The sequence below is a fragment of the Gammaproteobacteria bacterium genome (assembly GCA_028817225.1).
Classification (GTDB): Bacteria; Pseudomonadota; Gammaproteobacteria; order Poriferisulfidales; family Oxydemutatoraceae; genus Oxydemutator.
The window spans coordinates 1-26591 of record JAPPQC010000022.1; the positions used below are offsets into that span (position 1 = coordinate 1).

Below are 26591 nucleotides of genomic sequence, written 5' to 3' on the forward strand. Positions count from 1 at the left end.
ATGCCGGGTGTTGCGACGGAATAGAGGGCGTTTGCGATGTTCAGGGCGCCGCCGGTGGCGACGGTGTTGGTGACAATGCCTTCTTCATTCACTTCCTTGAATGTATCGTAGCGGTCCACGGTGTCAAGCAGCGCACTGCGCACCTCGGTGACAGTCAAGTCCGGCTTGAATGACCAAAGCAGGGCGGCGGCGGCAGAAACATGGGGAGTTGCACGGGAAGTGCTGGAACCACCTCGAATAAGCGCATTCTCAGCACTAAAATGCCTCCAGACGCGTGCAAAGGCAGGTGCGTACAAATCACCTATTTTGTTTCCGTAACTGGACCCATAGTTGGAAGATTCCATCCAGCGAGTGCGGGTGGTTTCACTCTGCCCCGCGACCACAATGATGTTGTCAAGATTATGGCAGCCTGGATCGAGTTGCATTGATTCTCGGCTTGTGCTGTTGTAGTTTATATTGCCGTTTCCAATCGCCTGAACAAATAAAACTCCCTCGTCCATGAGTTCGCCAAGTTTTTGACTTTCAGTCATGTAAGCGTGAGCATTGGGAAAGAGTGGATCACAACTATTTGGGAACCCTCCGCTGAAATTCAAAACCCGGATATTGACACGATGTTGGCGCTTCATTTTTAGAATGTACTGGTAGACATCTATAGTTGTGCCCTTCAAGAGCATAATCCGGACATTCCAGGCGACGCCCGCAATCCCATAACCATCGTTGCCGCGTGACGCGAGAACGCTGGCAACCAATGTGCCATGGTCTGGATTTGTACGAGCAAGGTTTTTCCCGCTTGAGATATCCAGGTCGCAACCGTGGATGTCATCTATGCAGCCATTGTTGTCGTCGTCCATGTCGGGCCTGCCTGTCAGTTCCGCTTCGTTGACCCACAGATTGGGGCGCAAATCCAGGTTGTTGATGTACAGGCCCCCGTCCAGCACTGCAACCACGACATTTTCGCTGCCGGTCGTATAGGCCCACGCTTCCGGGGCATCCACATCCACATCATTGATGGTGTCATGTAAGTTGGTCTGGTTTTCGAAATCCTCGTCGTTCGGTATGACTCCGAAAAATTCCGCTTTGGGTTGTTTGTATGCGTAATCCACCGACGAGTCTTGCCGAATAATCTCAAGCAGCCAATCCGTATTCCATGTGGTGGGCACTTTGATGGAGGACATGTCGAATTGATCAAGGTAGGGCATTTGGACTTCTTCCATTTCGGAAAGTACCGCCATTGGCCCGTTGGTGGGTTCGGGCACGCCGGACAAACGGGCCACCAGCAGCGTCTGGCGTTCGGCCTTTTCATCAAGCAGATGCTCGGGAATGGTCTTGATGTTTTGCAGGATGGGGCGGAAGTCTTTTTGTGCAGTGTTTGTGCCGGAGATTGCGGTTTTATAGCGTAGCGGTGCGGAGGACTCAGCCAGCAAAATCATCATCAGGGCGGCAACTGCCCCCCCGATGTACCACCCGGTGTTTCTTGTTTTCTGCGGAATTGTCATGCTGGAAAGGCGCTTGCGAACGGCAAAAAACGCCGGTTTTTCAATGGATATGATATACCACGCCGCCGAGCGGTTTCTATGCTAATATCATCGGCCTAATCGGGACTCTTGAATGAAACCGACTCTTGCAGCAGCGAGACTGCTTTCCATATTAGCGGCATGGGCAACCCTGTCGCTTGCGGCGCCCCTGCATGGTGCGTCGCCGGGCTTTCCTTTTGCCGAAGACTTTCAGTCACAACCATTGCTGAACAGCACCCGCTGATTGGCCTCGCCGCCACCGTGCCGCCACGCTAATCATCCAACCACGACATAACGGAGACAAACCAATGGAAACCGCACTGCTGATTTTGATGTTGTCAGGCCGCGCGCACGCGCTGCAAGCGGGCGAGGCGGCGCCGGACTTTGCGCTGCCCGACCAGCACGGCGAGATACACCGCCTTGCCGACTACCGCGGCCAGTGGCTGGTGCTGTATTTTTATCCGAAGGATGACACGCCGGGCTGCACCACCGAGGCGTGTTCGTTCCGCGATGACATTGTGCAGATACGCGACCTCGGCTGCAAGGTGGTCGGTGTCAGCACCGACAGCGCGGAAAGCCACGCGAAGTTCGCCGAGAAATACGGCCTGCCGTTTCCGCTGCTGGCCGACGAAAGCGGCGAAGTCGCCGGGCGCTACAACGCGCTGACGCGCTTCGGCCCGCTGCGCCTTGCCAAACGCAGAACCTACATCATCAACCCCGACGCTGGCATCGCCCGCGTCTATCGCAAGGTGCGCCCCGCAGAACACAGCCGCGAAGTCATCGCCGACCTGAAACAACTGGTCTCGGAACACCAGGCGCAGCAGTAACACCGCCGCCGCCGCTAAACGGCGTATATTCGACGCCGCCTGCCCCACCCTCGCCGCCACTGAACGGCGCACATTCACCGCCGGCAACCCCGGCTTCACCACCGCAAATGGCCCCGCCGCCCGCGACTGGCGCGGCAAACCCGAAAATACAACCCCGGCCCGCCGCCCGGCCCGCCACACGCCAAACACGCCGTAATCCCTTGTTAATGCTGTATTTTCCATAAACTCCCGCACCGATAAGGAGCCCCACCAGTGTACAAATAATAAATAAAAGTGGTGATTTATGGCTTTTTATGTAGTATTGTGGCGCGATTGTCGGAGAAGCCATGCGCGACGGTATGTTTTTCAAGGGGGTCAGCCAGGTGACCGTGGACCCGAAGGGCCGGGTCGGCGTGCCGGCGCGTTACCGCCAGACGCTGAAAGAATCCTGCAACGGCTGCCTGATTGTCACCGCCGACCGCGACGGCTGCCTGCTGATTTATCCCGACGATGCGTGGAACAAGATTGAACCCCACATCCACGACCTGCCCTCAATGAACAAGGACGCGCGTTTCATCCAGCGGCTGATGCTCGGCTACGCGACCGAGTGTGAACTGGATGGCCAGGGGCGCATCCTGCTGTCGTCGCCGCTGCGTGAATTCGCGCACCTCGGCAAACACGGCATGCTGCTCGGACAGGGCAAATACTTTGAATTGTGGGACCAGCAGCAATGGACTCGGCAGCGGGAAGCCTGCATGAGAGAGGAGAGCGACAACAAGGAAGTCAACCAGGCGCTTCAAAGCGTTCGCTTGTAGTTGTGCCCGCAAATGAGCGATGCCTGCGACGACGCCGAAAGCCAACATCGCCCGGTCCTGCTGGCGGAACTGCTGGACGGGCTGAACATTGACGCGCGCGGCTGCTATATTGACGCCACCTGCGGCCAGGGCGGCCACAGCGCGGCGCTGCTGCAACGCCTCGGCCCGGAGGGGCGCGTGATTGCGTTTGACAAAGACGCGCAAGCCTGCCGCCGCGCCGGCGCCGCGCTCGCCGCCGACGCGCGCTTCACCATTCGCCACGCCCCGTTCACGGCGCTGGCAAACCTCGCCGCCGAAGAGGGCATGGAAGGCCGCGCCGCCGGCGTGTTCTTTGATCTCGGCGTGTCGTCCAATCAACTGAACGCGCCCGAACGCGGTTTCAGTTTCCTGCGTAACGGCCCGCTTGATATGCGGATGAACACCGCCGCGGGCGCCACCGCGGCGCAGTGGCTGAACGCCGCCGACGCCGCCGAAATCCGGCGCGTGCTGAAAGAATACGGCGAAGAACGCAACGCCGCCAAAATCGCCGCCGCCATCGTCCGCCGCCGCCCGCTGCAAACCACCGGCGAACTGGCGGCGCTGGTGGAAGGCGTGTCCGGGCGCGGCGGCCACAAGCACCCGGCCACGCGCACCTTCCTGGCCGTGCGCCTGTTCATCAACCGCGAACTGGAAGAACTCGCCGACGCGCTCGCCAGCGTGCCGCGGCTGCTGCGCCGCGGCGGGCGTCTTGCGGTCATCACCTTTCATTCGCTGGAAGACCGCATCGTCAAGCGCTTCATCAAGACGCATTCCGAACCGCGCCGCGCGCCGCGCGGCCTGCCGGTCGCCGACGACGCATCCGGCGTCGTGCTGGCGAAGGTCGGCAAACCACAGGTTCCGGGTGACAGGGAAGTCGCCCTTAATTCACGCGCGCGCAGCGCCCGCCTGAGAATCGCGGAGCGGTTGTGACGATGGCCGGCAGGGAACCCGTCATCGTCTGCCTGCTGGCGGCGGCGGCGCTGCTGTCGGCGCTGGCGGTCGCCGTCGTTCGCCATCACGGGCGCACCGAATTCATTGAATCGCAGCGCCTGCTCTACGAACGCGACGAACTGCGCGTTGAATGGGAGCGCCTGCAACTTGAACGCGGCGCGTTCCAGACGCACGGCCATGTCGAGATGCTGGCGCGCGAAAAACTCGGCATGGAATACCCGAAACAGGTCGCGACGGTGGCGGCGCCGTGAACCGCGCGCGCCGCCCATCCCGCTCGTGGTACTGGCGCGGCTTTGTCGTGCTGCTGTTTCTGTCGTGCGCGATGCTGTCGCTGGTGGTGCGCGCGGTGCATTTGCAGTATGTGCAGCAGGACCAGTTGCAGCGCGAGGCCGACCACCGCCAGTTGCGCGTCGTCGAGATTCCGGCGCGGCGCGGGCGCATCGTGGATCGCAACGGCGATTTGCTGGCGGTCAGCACGCCGATTCATTCGGCCTGGATAGACCCGTCGGCGTTTGACGCCGCCAACGCGCGTTCGGTGGCGTTCGCGCTCGGCATCTCGCACCGCAAACTGCGCGACCGGCTTGAGGCCGCCGGCGGGCGGCGCTTTCTCTACGCGCGCCGCCATCTGGACCCGGACACCGCGGCGCGCGTCGAGCAGTTGATGCTGCCGGGCGTGCACCTGAAGCGCGAGTACCGCCGCTATTACCCGGCGGGCGAGGTGTCGGCGCACATCCTCGGCGTAACCGACATTGACGACACCGGCATTGAAGGCATGGAAAAGGCGTACAACGATGTCCTGCGCGCCACGCCCGGCGCCAAGCGCGTCGTGCGCGACCTTTATTCGCGCAGCATCAAGGACCTCGGCCTGATACGGGCGCCGCGCTACGGGCGCGACCTGGAACTCAGTTTCGACCAGCGCATTCAATACCAGGCCTACCGCGCGCTGAAAAAGGCGATCGCCGCGCACGCCGCGAAGGCCGGTTCGGTCGTGGTTCTCGACACGCGCACCGGCGAGGTGCTGGCCGCCGTCAACCAGCCGTCGTTCAACCCCAACGAGCGCGGCGGCTACCGCCCCGGCGACCGCCGCAACCGCGCCGTGATTGATTCGCTGGAACCCGGCTCCACCATCAAGCCGCTGATTGTCGCGGCGCTGCTCGACGGCGGCTACGCCGCGCCGGACACCGTCATCGAGACATCGCCGGGCTACTACCGCATCATGCGCAACAAAATCGTCGAGGACATCCGCGACTACGGGCGTCTCGACCTGCCCGGCATACTCGTCAAGTCAAGCAATGTCGGCATCAGCAAGGCGGTGCTGCGAATGCCGGCGGAGGCGCTGTGGCGCGTGCTCGACCGGCTCGGCTTCGGCCACATTCCGGGCACCGGGTTTCCGGGCGAGGCCGGCGGCACGCTGCGCTACCACACCGACTGGCACCGCATCGAGCAGGCGGTGATGTCGTACGGCTACGGCGTGTCGCTGTCGCCGCTGCAACTCGCACACAGTTACACCGCGCTCGCCAACGACGGCTGGCAGCCGACCCTGAGTTTCCTGAAAGGCAACCCGTATCTTGAGAAACGCCGCGTCTTCAAGCCGCAGACGGCGCGCGCGGTGCGCGCGATGCTGACGCGCGTCGTCGCCGAGGAGCGGCGGCTCGCCAAGGTGCGCGGCTTCACGACCGCCGGCAAGACCGGCACCGTCAGGAAGTCGGTGCGCGGCAGCGGCGAGGAGACCGACTACCTGTCGCTGTTCGCCGGTTTCGCGCCGGCGTCGGCGCCGCGCCTGATTGCCGTCGTCGTCATTGATTCGCCGACGCGCGGCGGCTACTACGGCGGCGAGGTCGCGGCGCCGGTGTTTGCAAGGGTCATGTCGGAGTCGCTGCGGCTGCTGAACATCGCCGACGATGAACACCCCGCAGACGGCTTCGCCGCGGTCGCCGGGGGCGGGGGCTGACGCCGTGCCCGGCGGAGTGCCGCTGCCGATGCTGCTCGACGGCCTGGCCGACGCGCAGCGCGCGCGCGATGTGCGCGTGACCGGCGTCGAGAGTTACAGCCGCAATGTGAGCGCCGGCGATTTGTACCTGGCGCTGCAAGGGTCGCACGCGCACGGGCTGGATTTTGTGCCGGAGGCGGTGCGCCGCGGCGCCAACGCGGTGGTGTGGGAAGGCGCGCGCGGCGGCGGTGAACACGGCGCGCCTGGCGAACACGGCGCGCCCGCGGCGCCCGCGGTGGCGATGGTGCGGGTGGACGGCCTGCGCGACAAGGTCGGCGTCATCGCCGGGCGTTTCTTCGGGCATCCGTCGCGCGAATTGTCGGTGGTCGCCGTCACCGGCACCGACGGCAAGACTTCGGTCAGCCATTTCATCGCCGAGGCGCTGTCGCTGTCGGGGCGGCGCTGCGGCTTGATCGGCACGCTCGGCCACGGCGAGTTCGGGCGCCTGGTGCCGGGCGTCAACACAACGCCGGACGCGCTCGCGCTGAACCGCGAGATGCGCCGCCTGCGCGACGCCGGCGTCGGCCATGTCGTGCTTGAGGCGTCGTCGCACGGCCTTGACCAGGGGCGTTTGAACGGCCTTGATGTGGACATCGCGGTGTTCACCAACCTCGGCGCCGACCATTGTGATTACCACGGCTCGCTTGAACAGTACGCGGCGGCGAAGAAGCGCCTGTTTCTGATGCCGGGTCTTGATTGCGCCGTCATCAACCGCGACGACGACTACGCCGCGCAGTTGATGGCGGCGTGCCGTTCCGGAACACGGGTCGTCACCTGCTCGGCGCTGTCGGACGCGGCGGATGTGTTCATCACAAAGACAACGCAGACGGCGGACGGCCTCGGCATTGAGGCGCGCGTCGGCGGCGATGAGGTCCTGATAAGCGCGCCGTTGTTCGGGCGTTTCAACGCCGCCAATCTGGCCGCGGCGCTGGCGGCGCTGACCGCCGCCGGTCTCGGCGCGCGGGAGGCGGCGTCGCTGCTGTCGCGCGTGCATCCGGTGCGCGGGCGCATGCAGCGTTTCGGCGGCGGCGCCGCGCCCGTCGTCGTGCTGGATTACGCGCACACGCCGCAGGCGCTGGAAAAGGCGCTGGCAACCTGCCGCGAACTCGGCGCCGCGCGCCTTGCCTGCGTGTTCGGCTGCGGCGGCGAACGCGACCGCGCCAAGCGCCCGCTGATGGGCGCCGCCGCCGCGCGCCTCGCCGACCGCGTCGTCGTAACCGACGACAACCCGCGCACCGAAGACCCCGACGCCATCGTCTCCGACATCCTGTCGGCGGTGGCCGACCGCCGCAATGTCGAGGTCGTGCGCGACCGCGCGCGCGCGATTGAGGCCGCCGTCGCCGACGCCGGCGCCGGCGACATCGTGCTGGTCGCGGGCAAGGGCCACGAGACACGCCAACTGGTCGCGGGCCAGTCGCTGCCGTTCGATGACGCCGAAGTGATACGGCGCGCATTGGGGGCGCGCGCATGAGTTGGGTCAACCTGCGCGAGATTGCGAATCTTGCGAGCGGCGTCGCGCACGGCGAGGATGTGCTGATTGAGAGCGTCTCGATAGACAGCCGCACGCTGAAGCCGGGCGCGCTGTACATCGCCGTGCGCGGCGAGCGCCATGACGGGCATGACTTTGTCGCCGCCGCCGCCGACGCCGGCGCCGCCGCAGTGATGGTCGCAAGGCCGCTGGACGCGCCGCTGCCGCAGATTCGCGTGGACGACACGCTGAAGGCGATGACGCGCCTTGCCGGCAAATGGCGGCGCCGGATGCAGGCGCTGATTATCGGCGTCACCGGCAGCAACGGCAAGACGACGACGCGCGAGATGCTGGCTTCCATTCTGTCATGCGGCAGCCGCACGGTGGCGTCGGCGGGCAACCGCAACAACCACATCGGCGTGCCGCTGACGCTGCTGTCGCTGCGCCCGGAACATGAAATCGGCGTCGTCGAGATGGGCGCCAACCATCCGGGAGAAATCAGCCGCCTGTGCGAGATTGCGCGCCCCGACATCGGCGTCGTGCTGAACGCCGCGCCGGCGCACATTGAGGGTTTCGGCAGTCTCGACGGCGTCGCCCGCGCCAAGGGCGAGTTGTTTGAGTCGCTGCCGCGCGCGGGCGCCGGCGTCGTCAACCGCGACGACGCCTATTGCGATTACTGGCGCCACCTGCTGACCGGGCGGCGTGTGCTGTCGTTCGGCTTTTCCGACAACGCCGACTTCCGCGCGCGTCTTCTTGAAAACGGCGGCGTTGAATGGCTGTTTGACGGCGGCGCGCGCGAGTGCCGCCTGCAACTGCCCGGCAGGCACAACATCCTGAACGCGCTGGCCGCCGCCGCCGCCGCCCACGCCGCCGGCGCCGCCGGCGACGACATCGTCGCCGGCCTTGAGGCGGTGCGCCCGGTCGCCGGCAGGCTGCAAACGCTGCCCGGCGTCAACGGCCTGCATTTGATTGACGACAGTTACAACGCCAACCCCGGCTCGCTCGACGCGGCGCTCGATGTGCTCGCCGAATGCCCCGGCAGAAGATGGCTGGCGCTCGGCGACATGGCCGAATTGGGGCCGGAGTCGGCGGCGATGCACGCCGACGCCGGGTCGCGCGCAAAGACCGCCGGCGTCGCGCGGCTGTTCGCCGTCGGCGGCAGGGCCGCCGAGGCGTGCGCGCGTTTCGGCGACGGCGCCGAACGTTTTCCGTCGGTCGAGGCGCTGGCCGCGGCGATTGCGGAACAGGCGGCGGACGATGTGTACCTGCTGGTCAAGGGTTCGCGCTCGGCGCGGATGGAACGGCTGGTGGCGGCGCTGCGCCCCGCCGCGGAGGCGCCGCCATGCTGATGGAATTCGCCGAATGGCTGGCGCCGACTGTCAGCGGCTTCAACCTGTTTCAGTACATCACCTTTCGCGGCGTGATGGCGGCGATTACCGCGCTGCTGATGAGCCTTGTGCTGGGGCCGCCGGTTATCGCCGGGCTGGCGCGGATGAAGGTCGGGCAGAGCATCCGCCGCGAAGGCCCGAGTTCGCATTATTCCAAGAGCGGCACGCCGACGATGGGCGGCGTGCTGATGATACTGACCATCGTGCTGACGACGCTGCTGTGGGCCGACATCTCCAACCGCTACATCGGCGCCGCGCTGCTGACGACGCTGGCGTTCGCCGCCATCGGCGGCGCCGACGACTACCTGAAACTGCGCCGCGGCGGGCGCGGCCTGACCATCGGCGGCAAGTTCTTCTGGCAGGCCGTCGCCGGCCTCGCGCTGGCGGTGATGGTGTTCAACGGCGCGTCAAGGCCGGAGGAATTGCAGTTGATTGTGCCGTTTGTCAAGGATGTGGTCGTGGACATGGGGCCGTGGTTTGTGCTGCTGGCGTGGCTGACGGTGGTCGGCGCCAGCAACGCGGTCAACCTGACCGACGGCCTTGACGGCCTCGTCGTGCTGCCGGCGGCGCTGATTGCGGTGGCGCTGAGCGTCTTCGCCTACACCAGCGGCCATGTCAATTTCGCGCAGTATCTGGCGATGCCGCATTTGCCGCAGGCCGGCGAACTGGTCATCTTCTGCGGCGCGCTGGCCGGCGCCGCGCTCGGCTTTCTGTGGTTCAACACCTACCCGGCGCAGGTGTTCATGGGCGATGTCGGCGCGCTTTCGCTGGGCGCGGCCATCGGCATGGTCGCGGTGCTGGTGCGCCAGGAACTGGTGCTGGTCATCATGGGCGGCGTGTTTGTCATTGAGACGCTGTCGGTCATTATTCAGGTCGCGTCGTTCAAGTCCACCGGGCGGCGTATTTTCAGGATGGCGCCGCTGCACCATCATTTTGAGTTGCGCGGCTGGCCGGAGCCGCGCGTCATCGTGCGTTTCTGGATCGTCAGCCTGCTGCTGGTGCTGGTCGGGCTGGCGACGCTGAAGATCAGATGACGGCGGCGGCGCGCAGGGCGAACGATGGTTGAAACGACGGCTGAAACGATGGCGGAACCCATTCCGGCGGGGCACAAGGCGCTGATAGTCGGCCTCGGCGCGACGGGGCTGTCGGCGGCGCGTTTTCTGCACAAGCGCGGCGTCGCCTTCGCCGTCACCGACGACCGCGAGTCGCCGCCGGCCTACGATGATTTGATGGCGCTTGACAGCGGCGCCCGCGTGTACCTCGGCGGCTTTGACGACGCGCGTTTCAGCGAGGCCGACGACATCATCGTCAGCCCCGGCGTGCCGCTGAAAACGCCGGCGGTGTCGCGCGCCGCCCGTTGCGGCAAGCCGGTCATCGGCGACATTGAACTGTTCGCCCGCTGCGTCGCGCCGGGCACCGTCGTCGCCATCACCGGCTCCAACGGCAAGAGCACGGTGACCGCATTGCTGGCGGAAATGGCCGCCGCCGCCGGCGTGCGCGCCGCCGTCGGCGGCAACCTCGGACGGCCCGCGCTGGATTTGCTTGATGACGATGCGCCGGTCTATATCCTGGAGTTGTCGAGTTTCCAGTTGGAGACGACCTTCTCGCTGAAACCGCTGGCGTCGGTGGTGCTGAATGTCAGCGAAGACCATCTCGACCGCTACGACACCGCCGCCGATTATCTGCGCGCCAAACTCGGCGTGCACCGCAACAGCAAAACCGTCGTCGTCAACCGCGCCGAATCGTTCAAGGTGGAGGCCGGCGGCGCCGAAGTCGTCGGCTTCGGCCTGGACGAGGGCGCGCCCGGACACTTCGGCGTCGTCGGCGCAGGCGAACGCCGCGCCATCGCCTGCGGCGCGCAGCGGTGGCTTGCCTGCAACGATGTGCCGCTGCCCGGCGACAGCGGCGTGCTGAATGTGCAGGCGGCGTTCGCGCTTGGCCGCGCGATGGGTTTGCCGCGCGATGTGATGGCGGACTGCGCGCGCCGTTTTCGCGGCCTCGCGCACCGGATGCAGTATCTCGGCAGTCTCGACGGCGCGGACTGGTTTGATGATTCCAAGGCGACCAATGTCGCCGCCGCGGTTGCCGCGCTGGCCGCGGCGCCGTCCAAAGCCGTCGTCATTTGCGGCGGCGACGGCAAGGGCGCCGATTTCGGCGCGCTCGGCGACGCGCTGGCGCGGCGCGCGCGCGCCGCCGTGCTGCTTGGGCGCGACGCCGCCGCCATCGCCGCGATTGAACACGCCATCGCCGGGCGCGTGCCGGGCGTCATCGCCGCCGACATGCGCGCCGCGGTGCGCGAGGCGAGAAAGGCGGCGCAGCCGGGCGACCGCGTGTTGCTGTCGCCTGCGTGCGCCAGTTTTGATTTGTACCGCGATTACGCGGCGCGCGGCGATGCCTTCGCCGCAGCTTTCCGGGAGTTGCGCTGATGGCGGGCTTCGCCGACCTGTGGCTGGTGGACAACGGCGCGCGCGCGCCGGCGCCGTGGGTGGACGCCAAGGCGCTGCTGTGCGTGCTGGCGCTGCTGGCGCTCGGCTTTGTGATGGTCACCTCGTCGTCGCTTGAGATTGCCGCGCGCGACCTCGGCAACCCGCTGCACTTTCTTGAACGCCGCGCGGTCTATGCGGCGGCGGGCGTGCTGTGCGCGGCGGTCGCGTATTTCATCGCGCCGTCGTCGCTGTTTCGCAGCGGCGGCTGGCTGATGGCGCTGTCGCTGCTGCTGCTGCTGGTCGTGTTTCTGCCCGAAGTCGGCAGGACGGTGCACGGCAGCCGCCGCTGGATCGGCGTCGGCGGCCTGACCTTCCAGCCATCGGAGTTCGTCAAACTGGCGCTGGTGATTTATCTGGCGGGCTACATCGCGCGCCGCGACGATGCGTTGCGCGCGACGACATCGGCGTTTGTCAAGCCGATGCTGATGGTCGTGCTGATCGGTTTTCTGCTGCTGTTGCAGCCCGACTACGGCACCGCGGCGCTGATTGCGGCGGTGGCGTTCTCAATGCTGTGGATCGCCGGCGTCAAACTGCGCTGCTTTTTCTCTTTTGTGCTGGTGTTCGGCTCGGCGCTGGCGCTGCTCGCGGTGTCGTCGCCGTACCGCTGGCGCCGCATCGTCGCCTTCGCCGACCCGTGGCGCGACCCGTTCGACAGCGGCTATCAGTTGACCCAGTCGCTGATTGCGATCGGCAGCGGCGGCTGGAGCGGCGTCGGCCTCGGCAACAGCGTGCTCAAGTTGTTCTACCTGCCGGAGGCGCACACCGACTTTATCTTCTCGGTCATCGCCGAGGAACTCGGCTTCATCGGCGTCTGCCTGATGATTGCGCTGTTCTGGCTGCTGGTGCAGCGCTGTTTCGCCATCGGCGCGCGCGCGCGGCGCGAGGAGTTGATTGAGGGCGCGTACCTGAGTTACGGCATCGGCGTCTGGTTCGGCTTGCAGGCGTTCGTCAACATGGCGGTGGCGATGGGCATGCTGCCGACGAAGGGGATTACGCTGCCGTTCATCAGCGTCGGCGGCAGCAGTCTGGTGGTGTCGCTGGTGTGCGTCGGCCTGCTGATGCGCGTGCATTACGAGGCGCAGAGCCGCGCGCCGTCGCTGAAATACCGCCGCGCGCGCGGGGGAGGCGGGCGTGTCCGCTGACGCGCGCCGTTCGCAGCCGGCGGCGGCGCGGGTGGCGCTGCTGGCCGGCGGCACCGGCGGCCATGTGTTTCCGGGGCTGGCCGTCGCCGAATGCCTGCGCGACAAGGGCCTGGATGTGGTCTGGTTCGGCACGCGCACAGGGCTTGAAAACCGCGTCGCGCCGGCGGCGGGGTTTGTGTTTGAGACGGTGCGCGTCGGCGGCGTGCGCGGCAAGAAACTGATGCAGCGGCTGGCGGCGCCGTGGGTGTTGTCGCTGGCGTTCTGGCGGATGCTGGCGGCGTTCGTCCGGCGCAGGCCGGCGCTGGTGCTCGGCATGGGCGGCTTTGTCTCGGCGCCGGGCGGCGTCGCCGCCTTCGTGCTCGGCGTGCCGCTCGTCATTCATGAACAAAACGCCGCGCCCGGCCTCGCCAACCGCTGCCTGGCGCCGCTCAGCGACCGCGTGCTGACCGGCTTTCCGGGCGTGCTTGAAAAGCGCGGCGCGACCTTTGTCGGCAATCCGCTGCGCCGCGCCGTCGCGGCGCGCGCGGCGCGCGGCGCGGCGCGTGTGCGCGGCGGCGAACTGCGCCTGCTGGTGCTGGGCGGCAGCCTCGGCGCGTCGGTCTTCAACCGTGTCGTGCCGCGCGCGCTGGCGCTGATGGAACGCGCGCTGCGCCCGCGCACCCGGCAGCAGACCGGGCGCGGCCATCTGCGCGAGGCCGCCGAGTGCGCCGGGTCGTGCGGCGTGGAGATTGAGTTCTTTGAGTTTGAAGACGATGTTGGCGCGCTGTATGAATGGGGCGACCTGGTGCTGTGCCGCGCCGGCGCGATGACGGTCGCCGAAATCGCCGCCGCCGGCGTCGCCGCGATACTGGTGCCGTATCCGCACGCGGTGGACGACCATCAGACGCACAACGCACGCTATCTGTCGGAGCGCGGCGCCGCCGTGCTGATTCCGCAACGCGACCTGTCGGCGCAGGCGCTGGCCGACGAACTCGCGCGCCTGCACCGCGACCCGGCGGCGCTGGAACGGATGTCGCGCGCGGCGGCGGCGCTGGCGGCGCCAAACGCCGGCGAGCGCGTCGCCGAAATCTGCGTTGAAGAGATGAAACGATGACCTTCGGCGATTCCCCGCTGCGTTTCTCGGAGAACATGGGCGTCATCCATTTCGTCGGCATCGGCGGCGTCGGCATGAGCGGCATCGCCGAGGTGCTGCTGAACCTCGGTTGCAGCGTGCAGGGTTCCGACCTCAGCGAGAACGCCGCGACCGCGCGCCTGCGCTCGCTCGGCGCGCGGGTGTTCATCGGCCACCGCGCCGAGCATCTGCACGGCTGCGATGTCGTCGTCGTGTCGTCGGCGGTGTCGCCGGACAACGCCGAGGTGCGCGCCGCCGTCGAGCGGCGCATTCCGGTGCTGAAACGCGCCGAGATGCTGGCCGAACTGATGCGCTTTCGCTTCGGCATCGCCGTCGCCGGCGCCCACGGCAAGACGACGACGACCAGTCTGATTGCGGCGATTCTGTCGGAGGCGGGGCTGGACCCGACCTTTGTCGTCGGCGGCAGGGTCAACAGTTACGGCGCCAACGCGCGCCTCGGCAGTGGCCGCTACCTGGTGACCGAGGCCGACGAGAGCGACGCCTCGTTCCTGCATTTGCAGCCGATGATGTGCGTTGTCACGAACATTGACGCCGACCATCTGGGCGCCTACGGCGGGCGTTTTGAGACGCTGAAACAGGGTTTTGTGGATTTCGTCCACAACCTGCCGTTTTACGGCCCGGCGGTCGTCTGCAACGAGGACGAGGTTGTGCGCGAACTGTACCCGCGCCTCGGACGCCCGCTGATTACCTACGGCTTTCGCGCCGACAGCAACATCATCGCGTCGGATGTGCGCTTTGACGAGATGCGCTGCCGTTTCAATGTGTCACTGCCGGGGCGCGGCGAGCCGCTGGCCGTGGAGTTGAACCTGCCGGGGCGCCACAATGTATTGAACGCGCTCGCCGCCATCGGCGTGTGCGATGAAATCGGCGTTGAGGGCGATGTCATCCGGCACACGCTGCAACGGTTTCAGGGCATCGGCAGGCGCTTTCAGCATTTCGGCGAGATACCGGTCGGGCCGGGCGGGCGCGGGCGCGCGACGCTGGTGGACGACTACGGCCACCATCCGGGCGAGATTGCGGCGGTGCTCGACGCCGCCGCCGAGGCGTGGCCGGGGCGGCGCAAGGTGCTGGTGTTTCAGCCGCACCGCTACACGCGCACCGGCGATTTGTTCGACGAGTTTTGCGAGGTGCTGGCGGGCGTGGATGAACTGGTGCTGCTCGATGTCTATGCCGCCGGCGAAGAGCGCGTTGAGGGCGCCGACAGCCCGACGCTGTGCCGCGCGATTCGCGCACGCGGGCGCGTCGTGCCGGTGTATGTGAAGTCGCTCGGCGAGGTGCCGTCGCTGCTGGAGATGCTGCTGCGCGACGGCGATCTGCTGCTGACGATGGGCGCGGGCTCCATCGGCGGCTTGGCGCAAACGCTGGTGGAGCAATTCTGTCCGCGCCGCCGCCAACCGGAGAGGGTGCGGTGATTCATCTTGACTGCGATGTGTCCACCGTGCGCGGCGATGTGCATTTTGACTACCGCCTGGCGCGCTGCAACTCGTGGCGCGTCGGCGGCGCCGGCGACTGCTTCTTCGCGCCGCTTGACGCCGACGACCTCGCGCGCTTTCTGGCCGACTGCGCCGCCGACCATCCGGTGACCTGTTTGGGGCTGGGCAGCAATGTGCTGATACGCGACGGCGGCGTGCGCGGCATTGTCATTTCAATGCGAAAGGGTTTCGACCGGATTGAACAGGTCGCGCCGGGGCGCGTTCGCGCGGGCGCAGGCGCGACTTGCGCGCAACTGGCGCGCACCTGCGCCGACGCCGGACTGGAGGGGCTGGAATTCATGGCCGGCATTCCGGGCACGGTCGGCGGCGCGCTGTGCATGAACGCCGGCGCGTTCGGCGGCGAGACCTGGCGCGATGTCGCGCTGGCCGAGACCGTGGACCGCGGCGGCGTGCGCCGCAAGCGCCCGCGCGCGGACTTCGCCGTCGGTTACCGCCGCGTCAAGATGCCGGGCGAGGAATGGTTCACCGGCGCCGAGTTCGCATTGCGCGCGGGCGCGTCGCGCGCGTCGCTGCGCGCGCGCCTGAAAGAGTTGCTGCGCGAGCGCAACCGCAGCCAGCCGGTCGGCGCCGCCAGTTGCGGCTCGGTGTTCAGAAACCCGGAAAACGACCACGCCGCGCGGCTGATAGAGCAGTGCGGCCTGAAGTCCTGCGCCGTCGGCGGCGCCGAGGTGTCGGCGATGCACGCCAACTTCATCGTCAACCGCGGTGACGCGACCGCCGCCGACATTGAACGCCTGATTGAGCGCGTGCGCGACACCGTCGAGCGCGACACCGGCGTGCGCTTGCAGCCGGAAGTCCGCATCATCGGGGAGAAGGCGTGATGGCGGCACGGGAGTTCGGGCGCGTCGGCGTGCTGATGGGCGGCTGGTCGTCGGAGCGCGATATTTCGCTGCAAACCGGCGCCGCCGTCGCCGCGGCGCTGGCGCGCGGCGGCGTGGATGCGGTGTCTTTTGATGTGACGCGCGCGTCGGCGGCGCGCATCGGCGGCGCCGGTTTCAACCGCGTCTTCATCGCGCTGCACGGGCGCGGCGGCGAGGACGGCGCGATACAGGGCCTGCTGGAGACCTTCGGCATTCCGTACACCGGCAGCGGCATTCTGGCGTCGGCGCTGGCGATGAACAAACTCGTCACCCGGCGGTTGTGGGGCGAACACGCGCTGCCGATGCCGGCCTTCACCGAGGCGCGTGAAGACGACGACTACGAACGCCTGAGCGCAAAGTTGGGGCCGGTGTTCGCGCTGAAACCGGCGTGCGAGGGGTCAAGCATCGGCGTCGGCAAGGTTTCCGGCGCGGCGCAGTGGCCGGGCGCCTGGCGCGCGGCGTCGGCCTGCGGCGGCCCGGTCATCGCCGAGACCTGGATTGACGGCGACGAATACGCGGTCGCGCTGCTCGGCGCGCGGATGCTGGCGCCGATTCACCTGGAGCCGGCGCGCGAGTTCTACGACTTCACCGCCAAGTACGAAGACGACGCGACCGGTTACCACTGCCCGTGCGGACTGCCGGCGCAAGACATGGAACGGTTGCAGGCGCTGTGCCTGCGCGCCTGCGATGTGCTCGGCGTGACGGGCTGGGCGCGCGTGGATGTGATACGCGACGGTGGCGGCGAGTTCCGCCTGCTTGAGGCCAACACGGTGCCCGGCATGACCGGCCACAGCCTGGTGCCGATGGCCGCCGCCGCCGAAGGCATCAACTTTGACGATTTGGCGCTGGCCATTCTGCAAACCGCGCCCGACGCGCGCGCCGAAGGCGGGGGCGCGTGATGGCCGCGACGATGCACGCCGCAAGAACGCGCGCCGCGCGCGGGACGCCCTTTATGAGACACTTTGCAAGACACTTCGCGCGGCCCCTTGTTCGGCCCCTTGTGCTACGCCTTGAATGGCTGATTGCGGCGGCGCTGGTGGCGGCGGTTGTCACCGCGGCGGCGGTGTCGCGCCCCGACTGGGGCGACTTTGTGTCGGCCAAGGTCGGCCTCGTGCGGCTGGAGGGCGACTACCGCCATCTGGACCGCTTCCGGGTCGAGAGAATCTTCGAGCGTTTGTATGAACTGCGGCTGTTCGCGGTGGATTTGCACGCGGTCGAGCGCGCGTTCGAGGACATTCCGTGGGTGCGCCACGCGACCGTGCGCCGCATCTGGCCGGCGACGCTGCAAGTGGAACTGGAGGAATACGAAGCCGTCGCCTACTGGGGGCGCGACGCGCTGCTGAGCACCGACGGCGAAATCTTCACGCCGCCGCTGTCGAAGCGCCGCGAGTTGCCGCTGTTTGAGGCGCCGCCGGGGCGCGAGCGCGCGGTGCTGGCGTTCTACCGCGGCCTCGCGCCGGAACTGGAAGCCGTCGGCGCGCGGATTGCGGCGCTGCGCGAAGACGAGCGGCGTTCGTGGAGCGTGCAACTGGCCGGCGGCCCGCACCTGACTTTGGGGCGTTCGGACCTGGCCGGGCGCGTGCGCCGCTTCATCGGCGCGCGGCGCGCCGGTTTCGCCGGGTTCACCGCCGGCGCCTGCGTTGACCTGCGCTACGCCGACGGTTTCGCGCTGCGCGAGCGCGGGGAGCGGCCATGCTGACGGCGCTTGACATCGGCACCAGCAAGGTCGCCGTCATCGTCGGCGATGTCGTCGGCGACGACATCGAGATCCGGTCGGTCGGTTCGTGCCTGTCGAACGGCATGAAGAAGGGCGTCGTCATCAACATCGAGGAGATGGTGGACTCCATCCGCCGCGCCGTCGAGGAGGCCGAGTTGATGGCCGAGTGCAAGGTGTCGTCGGTCTATGTCGGCGTCGCCGGCAGCCACATACAAAGCCTCAACTGCCACGGCGCCGCGCCGATACGCGACGGCGAGGTCAGCCGCGCCGACATCGCCAACGCCATCGAGACCGCGCAGGCGATACAGATCGCCGGCGACCAGCAGGTGCTGCATGTGCTGCCGCGCGACTTCACGATAGACGGCGAGCAGGGCATCAAGGACCCGATCGGCATGTCGGGCTACCGCCTGGAGGCGACCGTGCACCTGATCACCGGCGGCGCCCACCCGATACAGAACATCGCCAAGTGCGTGCGCCGCTGCGGGCTTGAGGTCGAGAGTTTCGTGCTCGAGCCGATTGCGTCGAGCCTCGCGGTGCTGACGCCGGACGAGCGCGAACTCGGCGTGTGTCTTGTGGACATCGGCGGCGGCACCACCGACATCGCGGTTTTCACGCGCGGCGCGGTCGTGCACACGGCGGTCATCCCGATTGCCGGCGACCATGTGACGAACGACATCGCCGTCACGCTGCGCACGCCGACGAAAAGCGCCGAGGAAATCAAGTTGAAATACGGCTTCGCGCTGAAACGCTGCGCCGATGAAAGCGAGACCGTCGAGGTGCCGGGCCTGTCGGCGGAGAGGCCGGCGACGCGCATCCGGCGGCAGATGCTGGCCGAGATCATCGAGCCGCGCTACGAGGAGTTGTTCTCGCTGGTGCGGCGCGAACTGGAGCGCCATCATTTCGGCGATGTCGTGGTGTCCGGCATCGTGCTGACCGGCGGCAGCGCCAAACTCGAGGGCGTCGCCGAACTGGCCGAGAGCGTTTTCCAGATGCCGGTGCGCATCGGGCGCCCGGCGGCGGTCGAGGGTTTTCCGTCCATCTCGCGCGACCCGGTGCACGCCACCGGGCTGGGGCTGCTGCGCTACGCCGCCGACATGGGCTCCGGCGGCGACGCCGAACAGTTGCGCGGCGGGCGCCTGAAGAACATCTGGCTCAGGGCGAAAGCCTGGCTACAGGAGAATTTCTAACCGGCAAACCAAGGAGGTTTATCATGGTATTTCATCTGGTGGAAGAAACGCGCCTGCAGGGCGCGGTCATCAAGGTCGTCGGCGTCGGCGGCGGCGGCGGCAACGCGCTCAACTACATGGTGCGCAAGAACATCGGCGGCGTGCAGTTCATCTGCGCCAACACCGACATGCAGGCGCTCGGCAACAGCCGCGCCGACACCAGCGTGCGCCTCGGCGAGAAACTGACCAACGGCCTCGGCGCCGGCGCCGACCCGGAACTCGGGCGCGCCGCCGCCAACGAGGCCGCCGACCGGCTGCGCGAGGTGCTGGAGGGCGCCGACATGGTGTTCATCACCGCCGGCCTCGGCGGCGGCACCGGCACCGGCGCGGCGCCGGTCATCGCCGAAATCGCGCGCAGTCTCGGCATCCTGACGGTCGCCGTCGTCACCCGCCCGTTCTCGTTCGAGGGGCGCAAGCGCATGGGCATCGCCGCGCAGGGCGTTGAAAGCCTTGAGCGGCATGTGGATTCGCTGATTACGATACCGAACGACAAACTGTGCGCCGTGTTCGGCGCCGAAATCACGATGGTGGATGCGTTCGAGAAGGCCAACGATGTGCTCTACGGCGCGGTGCAGGGCATCGCCGAACTGATCACCTGCGACGGCATGGTCAATCTCGACTTCGCCGATGTCCGGACGGTGATGTCGGAGATGGGCATGGCGATGATCGGCTCCGGCTCGGCGAGCGGCGAGGGCCGCGCCTACGAGGCCGCGCAGGCCGCGATCCACAACCCGCTGCTGGAGGACATGGACCTGGCCAATGTGCGCGGGCTGCTGGTCAACATCACCAGCGCCAATGTCACCATCGGCGAGTTCGGGGAAATCGGCGAGTGCATCTCCGAATTGACGGCGGACGACGCCAATGTCGTCATCGGCACGGTGGTGGACGAGGCGATGGAAGACGGCCTGCGCGTGACGCTGGTCGCCACCGGCCTCGGCGCCCGCCACGCGCAGGCGCCCGCCGACGACGCGCAGGCGCAGGAGGAATCGCCGCAGCAGTCGTCGCTGCTGACGCCTGAGGAGGGCGACTACGCCGGGCTGGAAGCGCCGGCGGTCGGGCGCTTGCCGGCGAATCGTCCGTCCGCGGGCGAGACCGCCGGCGAGGCCGCGGAGACCGCGCCGGGCGCCCGCAGCGCGCCGCCGGCGCCGCCGTCCGCCGACGAGAACTACGACGATTACCTTGAAATACCGGCCTTTTTGCGCCAACAGGTGGATTGAGCGGCGGCGGTGGTCAGGCGTGCTCTGCGGCCCGCCGGGGCGCGCTTTGCGGCGGCGCCTTGCGGTTTTTGTGTGGTGTGGATACAATAATGCCCATTATTCCGGCCAGGAAGCGGGGTTTTCTTGCCCCGCGCCGGGCCGGTTTCCGCAAGACACCTTCAAGATGCCAAGGAATAATTTATCGTGCTAAAACAACGAACGCTGAAGAATTCAATTCAGGCTGTCGGCGTCGGTTTGCATACCGGCAAGAGAATTTACATGACCCTGCGCCCGGCGGCTCCCGGCACCGGCGTTATTTTTCACCGGGTTGACTTCAACGAGCCGGTGGACATCCCCGCGGCGACGCAGTATGTCGTTGACACGCGAATGTCCACGACCCTCGGGCGCGGCGATGTTCGCGTCTCGACGGTCGAACACCTGCTGTCGGCGGTGGCGGGTCTCGGCATAGACAACCTGCACATTGATGTGGACGCGCCCGAAGTGCCGATCATGGACGGCAGCGCCGGGCCGTTTGTTTTTCTGCTGAGGTCGGCGGGCATCGAGGAGCAGAACGCGGCCAAGAAATTCATCCGCATCAAGAAGTCCGTCGGCACCGAAAAGGGCGACAAATGGGCGCGTTTCAGGCCCTACGACGGCTTCCGCATCCACTTCACGATTGACTTCGACCACCCCGCCTTCCACGAGACCACGCAGAAGGTCGAGGTGGATTTCTCGACCACCTCGTTCGTCACCAGCGTCAGCCGCGCCCGCACCTTCGGTTTCCTGAAAGACTATGAAAAACTCCGCGAAATGAACCTCGCCCTCGGCGGCAGCCTTGAGAACGCGGTCGTCATTGACGACCACCGCGTCATCAACGAGGGCGGCCTGCGTTCGGGCGACGAGTTTGTCAAGCACAAGGTGCTCGATGTCATCGGCGACCTCTACCTGCTCGGCCACAGCCTGATCGGTTCGTTTGAGGGCTACAAGTCCGGCCACGAACTGAACAATGTGCTGCTGAAGAAACTGCTGGCCGACGAGACGGCGTGGGAGGAAGTCTCCTTTGAAGAGGAAGACTGCCCGACGCCGATTATCTACATGCCGATACCGGAGGAAGGCTGAACCGGCTTCCCGATCGGCTGGCTCGACACCCTGACCCGTATTCTGGTGAAGTTCTGATGCAGGCGCAGCGCAAATTCCTCGTTCAACTGCTTGATGATTTCGCGCTGCTGATGGCGCAGGTGTATCGCAAGGCACGGCTCGTCGGTGACGAGGGTCACGCACGGCCCGTCAAAGTTGCTGATCCAGCAATGCGGCGCCAGATTCGGCGCCAGGCGGCTGCGCGCGCTTGCGGTCATCTCCGCCAGCAGCCGCGCCCGCCGGTGCAGTTCCGGATGAAGCGAGGGGATGTATGAGCCGATTTTCTCCACAGTCCTTTCCGTTCGATGTCCGCCGCTATTGTGCCGCCGTCGCGCGCAGATTGAAAGCCCCGGGCGCGGTGCGTATGCAGGTGCTGGCGCTGCTGCTGGCGGTGGCCGCCGCCGGCGGCTACGGCGCGGCGCTGTTGCAGGCCCCCGGCGACTACCCGGGCGCCGCCGCGGCGCTGCGCGCCTACCTCGGCGATCTCGAGGAAATCAGGCGTTCGCGCGAGATTGAAAGTTCGCTGCTGATACGCAAGGTGGCGGCGCTGTCGGCGCGGCTTGCGCGCATCGAGGCGCTCGGCAACCGCATCACCGAGGATTACGGCATTGATTCGGCGGAATTCAATTTCCCCGAGGCGCCGGGCATCGGCGGCATCACGCTGTCTCCGGCCCCGGCGGCGGTGGCCAGTCTTGAGGCCGGCGTCAGGGCAAGCGAGTTGAAACTGTCGCTGATGGAAGACCACATCAGGACGCGCGACCTGTCCGAGGACATGGTGCCGTTCGGCTGGCCTGTCAAGCGCGCGCTGATTTCGTCCGGCTACGGCACGCGCTTAAGCCCGTTCACCGGCAAGCGCGAGTTTCACGCCGGCATAGACATCGTCGGGCGCATCGGCGACCCGGTTCGCAGCCTTGCCAGCGGCGTCGTGCAGCGCACCGCCGATTTGCCGCACTACGGCAAACTGGTTGAAATCAGCCACGCCGACGGCTACGCGACGCGCTACGCGCACAACAGCGAGATCGTCGTCGCCGAGGGCGATGTCGTCAAGAAAGGGCAGGTCATCGCGAAACTCGGCAACACCGGGCGCTCGACCGGCCCGCACCTGCATCTCGAAATCCTGAAAGATTCGCGCCGGCTGAATCCCCGGCCTTTCCTTCGCGGTTCGCGGCGCTAACGCGCTCTTGCATCGTCCGGCGCGGCGGGCGCCGGGCCGCCGGTGGTAAGGTACGCGGTGATGTGGCAACTGCTGAAAAAAATCGTCCCCTCGCGCAATGAGCGCCTGCTCGCCCGCTACGGCAGGACGGTCGCGCGCATCAACCGCCTGGAAGACGCCTGCGCCGCGCTGGATGACGCCGCGCTGCGCGCCAAAAAGGACGAGTTCGGCGACCGCCTGAGGGGCGGCGAAGCCGTTGATTCGGTGCTGCCCGAGGCGTTCGCCGTCGTCCGCGAGGCCGCCGGGCGCGCGCTCGGCATGCGCCATTTTGATGTCCAGTTGATCGGCGGCATGGTGCTGCACGACGGCAAGATTGCCGAGATGCGCACCGGCGAGGGCAAGACGCTGGTGGCGACGCTGCCGGCCTACCTCAACGCGCTGGGCGGCGCCGGCGTCCACATCATCACCGTCAACGATTATCTCGCGCGCCGCGACGCCGAATGGATGGGCGCGGTGTACGAGCGCCTCGGCCTGACCACCGGCGTTGTCGTCGCCGGCCAGAAGGGCGGCGAGCGCCAGGCCGCCTACCGCGCCGACATCACCTACGGCACCAACAACGAATTCGGCTTTGATTACCTGCGCGACAACATGGTCTTTGAGCCCGGCCAGCGGGTGCAGCGCGGCGCGCATTTCGGCATCGTGGATGAGGTGGACTCAATCCTGATTGACGAGGCGCGCACGCCGCTGATTATCTCCGGGCCGTCCGAGGGCGGCGCCGATGTCTATCAGAAGATAGACCGCATGGTGCGCCGCCTGCGCGCCGCCGCCGACGAGGACAGCGAGGGCGATTACACGATAGACGAGAAGTCGCGCCAGGCGATGCTGACCGAGGACGGCTACCAGCGCATCGAGGAAATGCTGGAGCAGGAGGGGCTGCTGCACGAGGGCGGCCTCTACGGCTCCGCCAACATCGGCCTGTTTCACCATGTCAGCACGGCGCTGCGTGCGCACGCGCTGTTCAGGAAGAATGTGGACTATATCGTCCGCAACGGCAGCGTGCTGATTGTGGACGAGTTCACCGGGCGCGTGATGCCGGGGCGGCGCTGGTCGGACGGCCTGCACCAGGCGGTCGAGGCGAAGGAGGGCGTGCGCATCGAGCAGGAGAACCAGACGCTGGCGTCCATCACCTTCCAGAATTACTTCCGGCTCTACGAGAAACTCGCCGGCATGACCGGCACCGCCGACACCGAGGCATTTGAGTTTCAGGACATCTACGGCCTTGAGGTCGTCGTCATCCCGACCCACCACCCGATGGTGCGCGACGACCAGTCCGACCTCGTCTATATGACCGGCGACGAGAAGTTCAACGCCATCGTCGCCGACATCGGCGACTGCGTTGAGCGCCGCCAGCCGGTGCTGGTGGGCACCGCCTCGATTGAGGTTTCGGAATACCTGTCGGGCATGCTGAACGAAGACAAAATCGCCCACCAGGTGCTGAACGCCAAGCACCACGAGGCCGAGTCCCGCATCATCGCGCAGGCCGGGCGTCCGGGCACGGTGACCATCGCCACCAACATGGCGGGGCGCGGCACCGACATCGTGCTGGGCGGCTCGCTTGACGCCGAAACCGCCGATGCCGGCGAAGGCGAGCATGACGACGCCCGCGCCGACTGGCAGCGGCGCCACCGCGAGGTTGTCGAGGCCGGCGGCCTGCGCATCATCGGCACCGAGCGCCACGAGTCGCGGCGCGTGGACAACCAGTTGCGCGGGCGTTCGGGGCGCCAGGGCGACCCCGGCTCCAGCCGCTTCTACCTGTCGCTTGAGGACAGCCTGATGCGTATTTTCGCCAGCGGCAAGGTCAAGTCCATGATGGAGCGGCTGGGGATGGAGAAGGACGAGGTCATCGAGCATCCGTGGGTGACGCGCGCGATCGAGAACGCCCAGAAGAAGGTCGAGGCGCACAACTTCGACATCCGCAAGCACCTGTTGGAATACGACGATGTCGCCAACGAGCAGCGCCAGATTATCTACCGGCAGCGGCACGAATTGATCGAGGCGCAGCAGGAAGGCGCCGGTGGTGTTGATGGCAAAGACGGCAGCGTTGACAGCGGCGCCATTGTTGGCGGTGCCGGCAGCGTTGTCGCCGCCGATAGCGCCGGCAGCGGCGACACCGACGGCAGCGTTGGCGCCGCCGATGGCGCTGACAGCGGCGACAGCACTGCCAGCACCGACAGCACCGAAGAGGGCGAGACCGAAGGCACGATGGCGGCGATGCTGCCGGAAATCATTGACGCCGCGTTCGACGCGCACATACCGGAATACGCGATGGACGAGCAATGGGAAGCCGGCAAACTGGAGGCCGCGCTTGTGCGCGACTTCAATCTGTCGTGCCCGGTCGCGTCGTGGATTGACGAGAACCCCGACATCACCCGCGACACGCTGCGCGAGCGGGTTCAACAGCAGGCCGAAGCCGCCTACCGCGACAAGGAGGCGCAAATCGGCGCCGGGCAACTGCGCCTGCTGGAGGACTTCTGCATGTTGCAGATTCTCGACCACCACTGGAAGGAGCACTTGGTGCGGATGGACTACCTGCGCCAGGGCATCAGTTTGAGGAGTTTCGCGCAGAAGAACCCGAAGCAGGAATACAAGCGCGAGGCGTTTCAACTGTTCGGCGACATGTTCGACACGATACGCCATGAGTTTGTGTCGCGCCTGATGAAACTGAAACTGGAGGAGGCGCCGCCGGCGTTGGCGCCGCGCGCGGCGACCGAAGACGAACCGCACCTTGACTTCCTGCACAAGCCGGCGGCGGATGCGCTGCACCCGCAGGCGGCGGCGCCTGCGGCGGGCGAGGCCGCGCCGGAGTTTCCCGCACCGCCGCCGCCGCGCGCCGCCGAAACGCAGACGGTGCGGCGCGAGCACCCGAAAATCGGGCGCAATGACCCGTGTTTCTGCGGCTCCGGCAGGAAATACAAGCGCTGCCATGGCGCCGGTCGCTGAACCGCGCGGCGATGCGGCCACGCCGCTGCCGGTCGCCGGTTTCCGCGTGGCCGCGCTGCCTTGCGGCATACGCTACCGCGGGCGCGATGATCTGGTGTTGATTGAGGTGGCCGAGCAGGCCGCGGCGGCGGCGGTTTTCACGCGCAACCGGTTTTGCGCGGCGCCGGTCGTTGTCGCCCGGAAACATCTTGGGCGCGAGGCGCCGCGTTACCTGCTGATCAACGCCGGCAACGCCAACGCCGGCACGGGCGAGGCCGGTGTCGCCGACGCCGAGGCCTGCTGCGCCGAACTGGCGCGGCTGGCGGGCGTCGCGCCGCACCGGGTGCTGCCGTTTTCAACCGGCGTCATCGGCGAGCGTCTGCCGTGCGACAAGATGACCGCGCAACTGCCGGCTTTGCTGGCCGCGCTGTCGGAAGACGGGTGGCTCGCCGCCGCGCGCGCGATGATGACGACCGACACCGTCGAGAAATGGCGCAGTCGCCGCGTTGCGTGCGGCGGCGGCGAGGTTGCGCTGACCGGCATCGCCAAGGGCGCCGGCATGATACGCCCCGATATGGCGACGATGTTGGCGTTTGTCGCCACCGATTTGCAAATGGACGCGCAGGTTGCGCGGGAATTGCTGCGCGATGCTTGCGCGCTGTCGTTCAACTCAATCACGGTGGACGGCGACACCTCGACCAACGACGCCTGCGTGCTGCTGGCGAGCGGGCGCTCCGGCGTCCGCTGGCGCGACCTGGACGACGCCGCGCGCCGGGCTTTCGCGGCGGCGCTGACCGGCCTGATGCAGGATTTGGCGAAGGCAATCGTGCGCGACGGCGAGGGCGCGACCCGGCTGATTGCGGTGGATGTGCGCGGCGCCATCTCCGTCGGCGAGGCGCGCGCGGTGGCGTACACCGTCGCCCATTCGCCGCTGGTCAAGACGGCGTGCTGCGCCGGCGACCCGAACTGGGGGCGCATCATCGCCGCCGTCGGGCGCAGCCCGGTCGAGGGGCTGGATGTTGCGCGCATCGGTTGTTATCTGGACGAACATTGCATTTTTGCCGACGGCGCCGTGGCCGCCGACTACGACGAGCGCCGCGCCGCCGAAATCATGTCCGCG

The 26591-nt window shown here is 67.0% G+C and carries 23 protein-coding genes; 21 read left to right on the forward strand and 2 right to left on the reverse strand.

Going from position 1 to position 26591, the window contains the following annotated elements; translation table 11 throughout:
* On the reverse strand, nt 1-1433 hold a 1433-nt coding region (locus OXU50_02870), incomplete at its 3' end, for a S8 family serine peptidase (protein ID MDD9868827.1).
* Nucleotides 1434-1822: 389 nt separating this feature from the next.
* Here OXU50_02870 and OXU50_02875 point away from each other — a divergent pair.
* From OXU50_02875 to lpxC, 18 genes are all read left to right on the forward strand, one after another.
* Nucleotides 1823-2341, forward strand: coding sequence for a peroxiredoxin (locus OXU50_02875; GenBank protein MDD9868828.1), 519 nt, complete (start codon nt 1823-1825; stop codon nt 2339-2341).
* A gap of 326 nt (nt 2342-2667) precedes the next feature.
* Nucleotides 2668-3135 carry a division/cell wall cluster transcriptional repressor MraZ gene (mraZ, locus tag OXU50_02880; GenBank protein ID MDD9868829.1) on the forward strand — a complete coding sequence of 156 codons (468 nt, stop codon included), beginning with the start codon at nt 2668-2670 and terminating at the stop codon, nt 3133-3135.
* A gap of 12 nt (nt 3136-3147) precedes the next feature.
* A complete protein-coding gene (gene rsmH, locus OXU50_02885) occupies nt 3148-4083 on the forward strand; it encodes a 16S rRNA (cytosine(1402)-N(4))-methyltransferase RsmH (protein ID MDD9868830.1) in 936 nt (311 codons plus the stop codon).
* A gap of 2 nt (nt 4084-4085) precedes the next feature.
* Nucleotides 4086-4355, forward strand: coding sequence for a cell division protein FtsL (gene ftsL, locus OXU50_02890; GenBank protein MDD9868831.1), 270 nt, complete (start codon nt 4086-4088; stop codon nt 4353-4355).
* Nucleotides 4352-6055: a penicillin-binding protein 2 gene (locus tag OXU50_02895; protein ID MDD9868832.1), complete on the forward strand. Its 1704-nt coding sequence runs from the start codon at nt 4352-4354 to the stop codon at nt 6053-6055. Before ftsL ends, OXU50_02895 begins: the two co-directional genes overlap by 4 nt.
* A gap of 4 nt (nt 6056-6059) precedes the next feature.
* Nucleotides 6060-7565 carry a UDP-N-acetylmuramoyl-L-alanyl-D-glutamate--2,6-diaminopimelate ligase gene (locus OXU50_02900; GenBank protein ID MDD9868833.1) on the forward strand — a complete coding sequence of 502 codons (1506 nt, stop codon included), beginning with the start codon at nt 6060-6062 and terminating at the stop codon, nt 7563-7565.
* Nucleotides 7562-8911, forward strand: a complete 1350-nt coding sequence (gene murF / locus OXU50_02905; protein MDD9868834.1) for a UDP-N-acetylmuramoyl-tripeptide--D-alanyl-D-alanine ligase — start codon at nt 7562-7564, stop codon at nt 8909-8911. Before OXU50_02900 ends, murF begins: the two co-directional genes overlap by 4 nt.
* Nucleotides 8905-9984 carry a phospho-N-acetylmuramoyl-pentapeptide-transferase gene (mraY, locus tag OXU50_02910; protein MDD9868835.1) on the forward strand — a complete coding sequence of 360 codons (1080 nt, stop codon included), beginning with the start codon at nt 8905-8907 and terminating at the stop codon, nt 9982-9984. Before murF ends, mraY begins: the two co-directional genes overlap by 7 nt.
* Nucleotides 9985-10032: 48 nt before the next feature.
* Nucleotides 10033-11376: a UDP-N-acetylmuramoyl-L-alanine--D-glutamate ligase gene (murD, locus tag OXU50_02915; GenBank protein MDD9868836.1), complete on the forward strand. Its 1344-nt coding sequence runs from the start codon at nt 10033-10035 to the stop codon at nt 11374-11376.
* Nucleotides 11376-12578, forward strand: a complete 1203-nt coding sequence (gene ftsW / locus OXU50_02920; protein MDD9868837.1) for a putative lipid II flippase FtsW — start codon at nt 11376-11378, stop codon at nt 12576-12578. The genes murD and ftsW overlap by 1 nt, the downstream gene beginning before the upstream one ends.
* A complete protein-coding gene (gene murG / locus OXU50_02925) occupies nt 12568-13671 on the forward strand; it encodes an undecaprenyldiphospho-muramoylpentapeptide beta-N-acetylglucosaminyltransferase (protein MDD9868838.1) in 1104 nt (367 codons plus the stop codon). The genes ftsW and murG overlap by 11 nt, the downstream gene beginning before the upstream one ends.
* Nucleotides 13668-15122, forward strand: coding sequence for a UDP-N-acetylmuramate--L-alanine ligase (murC, locus tag OXU50_02930; protein MDD9868839.1), 1455 nt, complete (start codon nt 13668-13670; stop codon nt 15120-15122). Before murG ends, murC begins: the two co-directional genes overlap by 4 nt.
* A complete protein-coding gene (gene murB / locus OXU50_02935; GenBank protein ID MDD9868840.1) occupies nt 15119-16024 on the forward strand; it encodes a UDP-N-acetylmuramate dehydrogenase in 906 nt (301 codons plus the stop codon). The genes murC and murB overlap by 4 nt, the downstream gene beginning before the upstream one ends.
* Nucleotides 16024-16962, forward strand: coding sequence for a D-alanine--D-alanine ligase (locus OXU50_02940; GenBank protein ID MDD9868841.1), 939 nt, complete (start codon nt 16024-16026; stop codon nt 16960-16962). The genes murB and OXU50_02940 overlap by 1 nt, the downstream gene beginning before the upstream one ends.
* Nucleotides 16963-17063: 101 nt before the next feature.
* Nucleotides 17064-17762 (forward strand): cell division protein FtsQ/DivIB, encoded by a 699-nt coding sequence (locus OXU50_02945; GenBank protein MDD9868842.1) that lies wholly within the window; start codon nt 17064-17066, stop codon nt 17760-17762.
* Complete coding sequence (ftsA, locus tag OXU50_02950; GenBank protein MDD9868843.1) at nt 17756-18967, forward strand: cell division protein FtsA; 1212 nt, start codon at nt 17756-17758, stop codon at nt 18965-18967. Before OXU50_02945 ends, ftsA begins: the two co-directional genes overlap by 7 nt.
* Before the next feature lie 23 nt (nt 18968-18990).
* Nucleotides 18991-20223, forward strand: a complete 1233-nt coding sequence (gene ftsZ / locus OXU50_02955; GenBank protein ID MDD9868844.1) for a cell division protein FtsZ — start codon at nt 18991-18993, stop codon at nt 20221-20223.
* Between the two features lie 183 nt (nt 20224-20406).
* Entirely contained in the window at nt 20407-21321 is a 915-nt protein-coding gene (lpxC, locus tag OXU50_02960) for a UDP-3-O-acyl-N-acetylglucosamine deacetylase (GenBank protein MDD9868845.1), read from the forward strand.
* Here lpxC and OXU50_02965 read toward each other — a convergent pair.
* Nucleotides 21294-21629: a DciA family protein gene (locus tag OXU50_02965; GenBank protein MDD9868846.1), complete on the reverse strand. Its 336-nt coding sequence runs from the start codon at nt 21627-21629 to the stop codon at nt 21294-21296. The genes lpxC and OXU50_02965 overlap by 28 nt on opposite strands.
* Before the next feature lie 50 nt (nt 21630-21679).
* On the opposite strand from OXU50_02965, the gene OXU50_02970 reads away from it, so the two are divergent.
* The 3 genes from OXU50_02970 to argJ form a co-directional block, all read left to right on the forward strand.
* Nucleotides 21680-22513 (forward strand): M23 family metallopeptidase, encoded by an 834-nt coding sequence (locus tag OXU50_02970; protein ID MDD9868847.1) that lies wholly within the window; start codon nt 21680-21682, stop codon nt 22511-22513.
* A 57-nt stretch (nt 22514-22570) separates the two neighbouring features.
* The gene (secA, locus tag OXU50_02975; GenBank protein MDD9868848.1) at nt 22571-25492 is read left to right on the forward strand and encodes a preprotein translocase subunit SecA; all 2922 of its coding nucleotides are present in this window, start codon (nt 22571-22573) and stop codon (nt 25490-25492) included.
* On the forward strand, nt 25476-26591 hold a 1116-nt coding region (gene argJ / locus OXU50_02980; protein MDD9868849.1), incomplete at its 3' end, for a bifunctional glutamate N-acetyltransferase/amino-acid acetyltransferase ArgJ. The genes secA and argJ, both read left to right, overlap by 17 nt.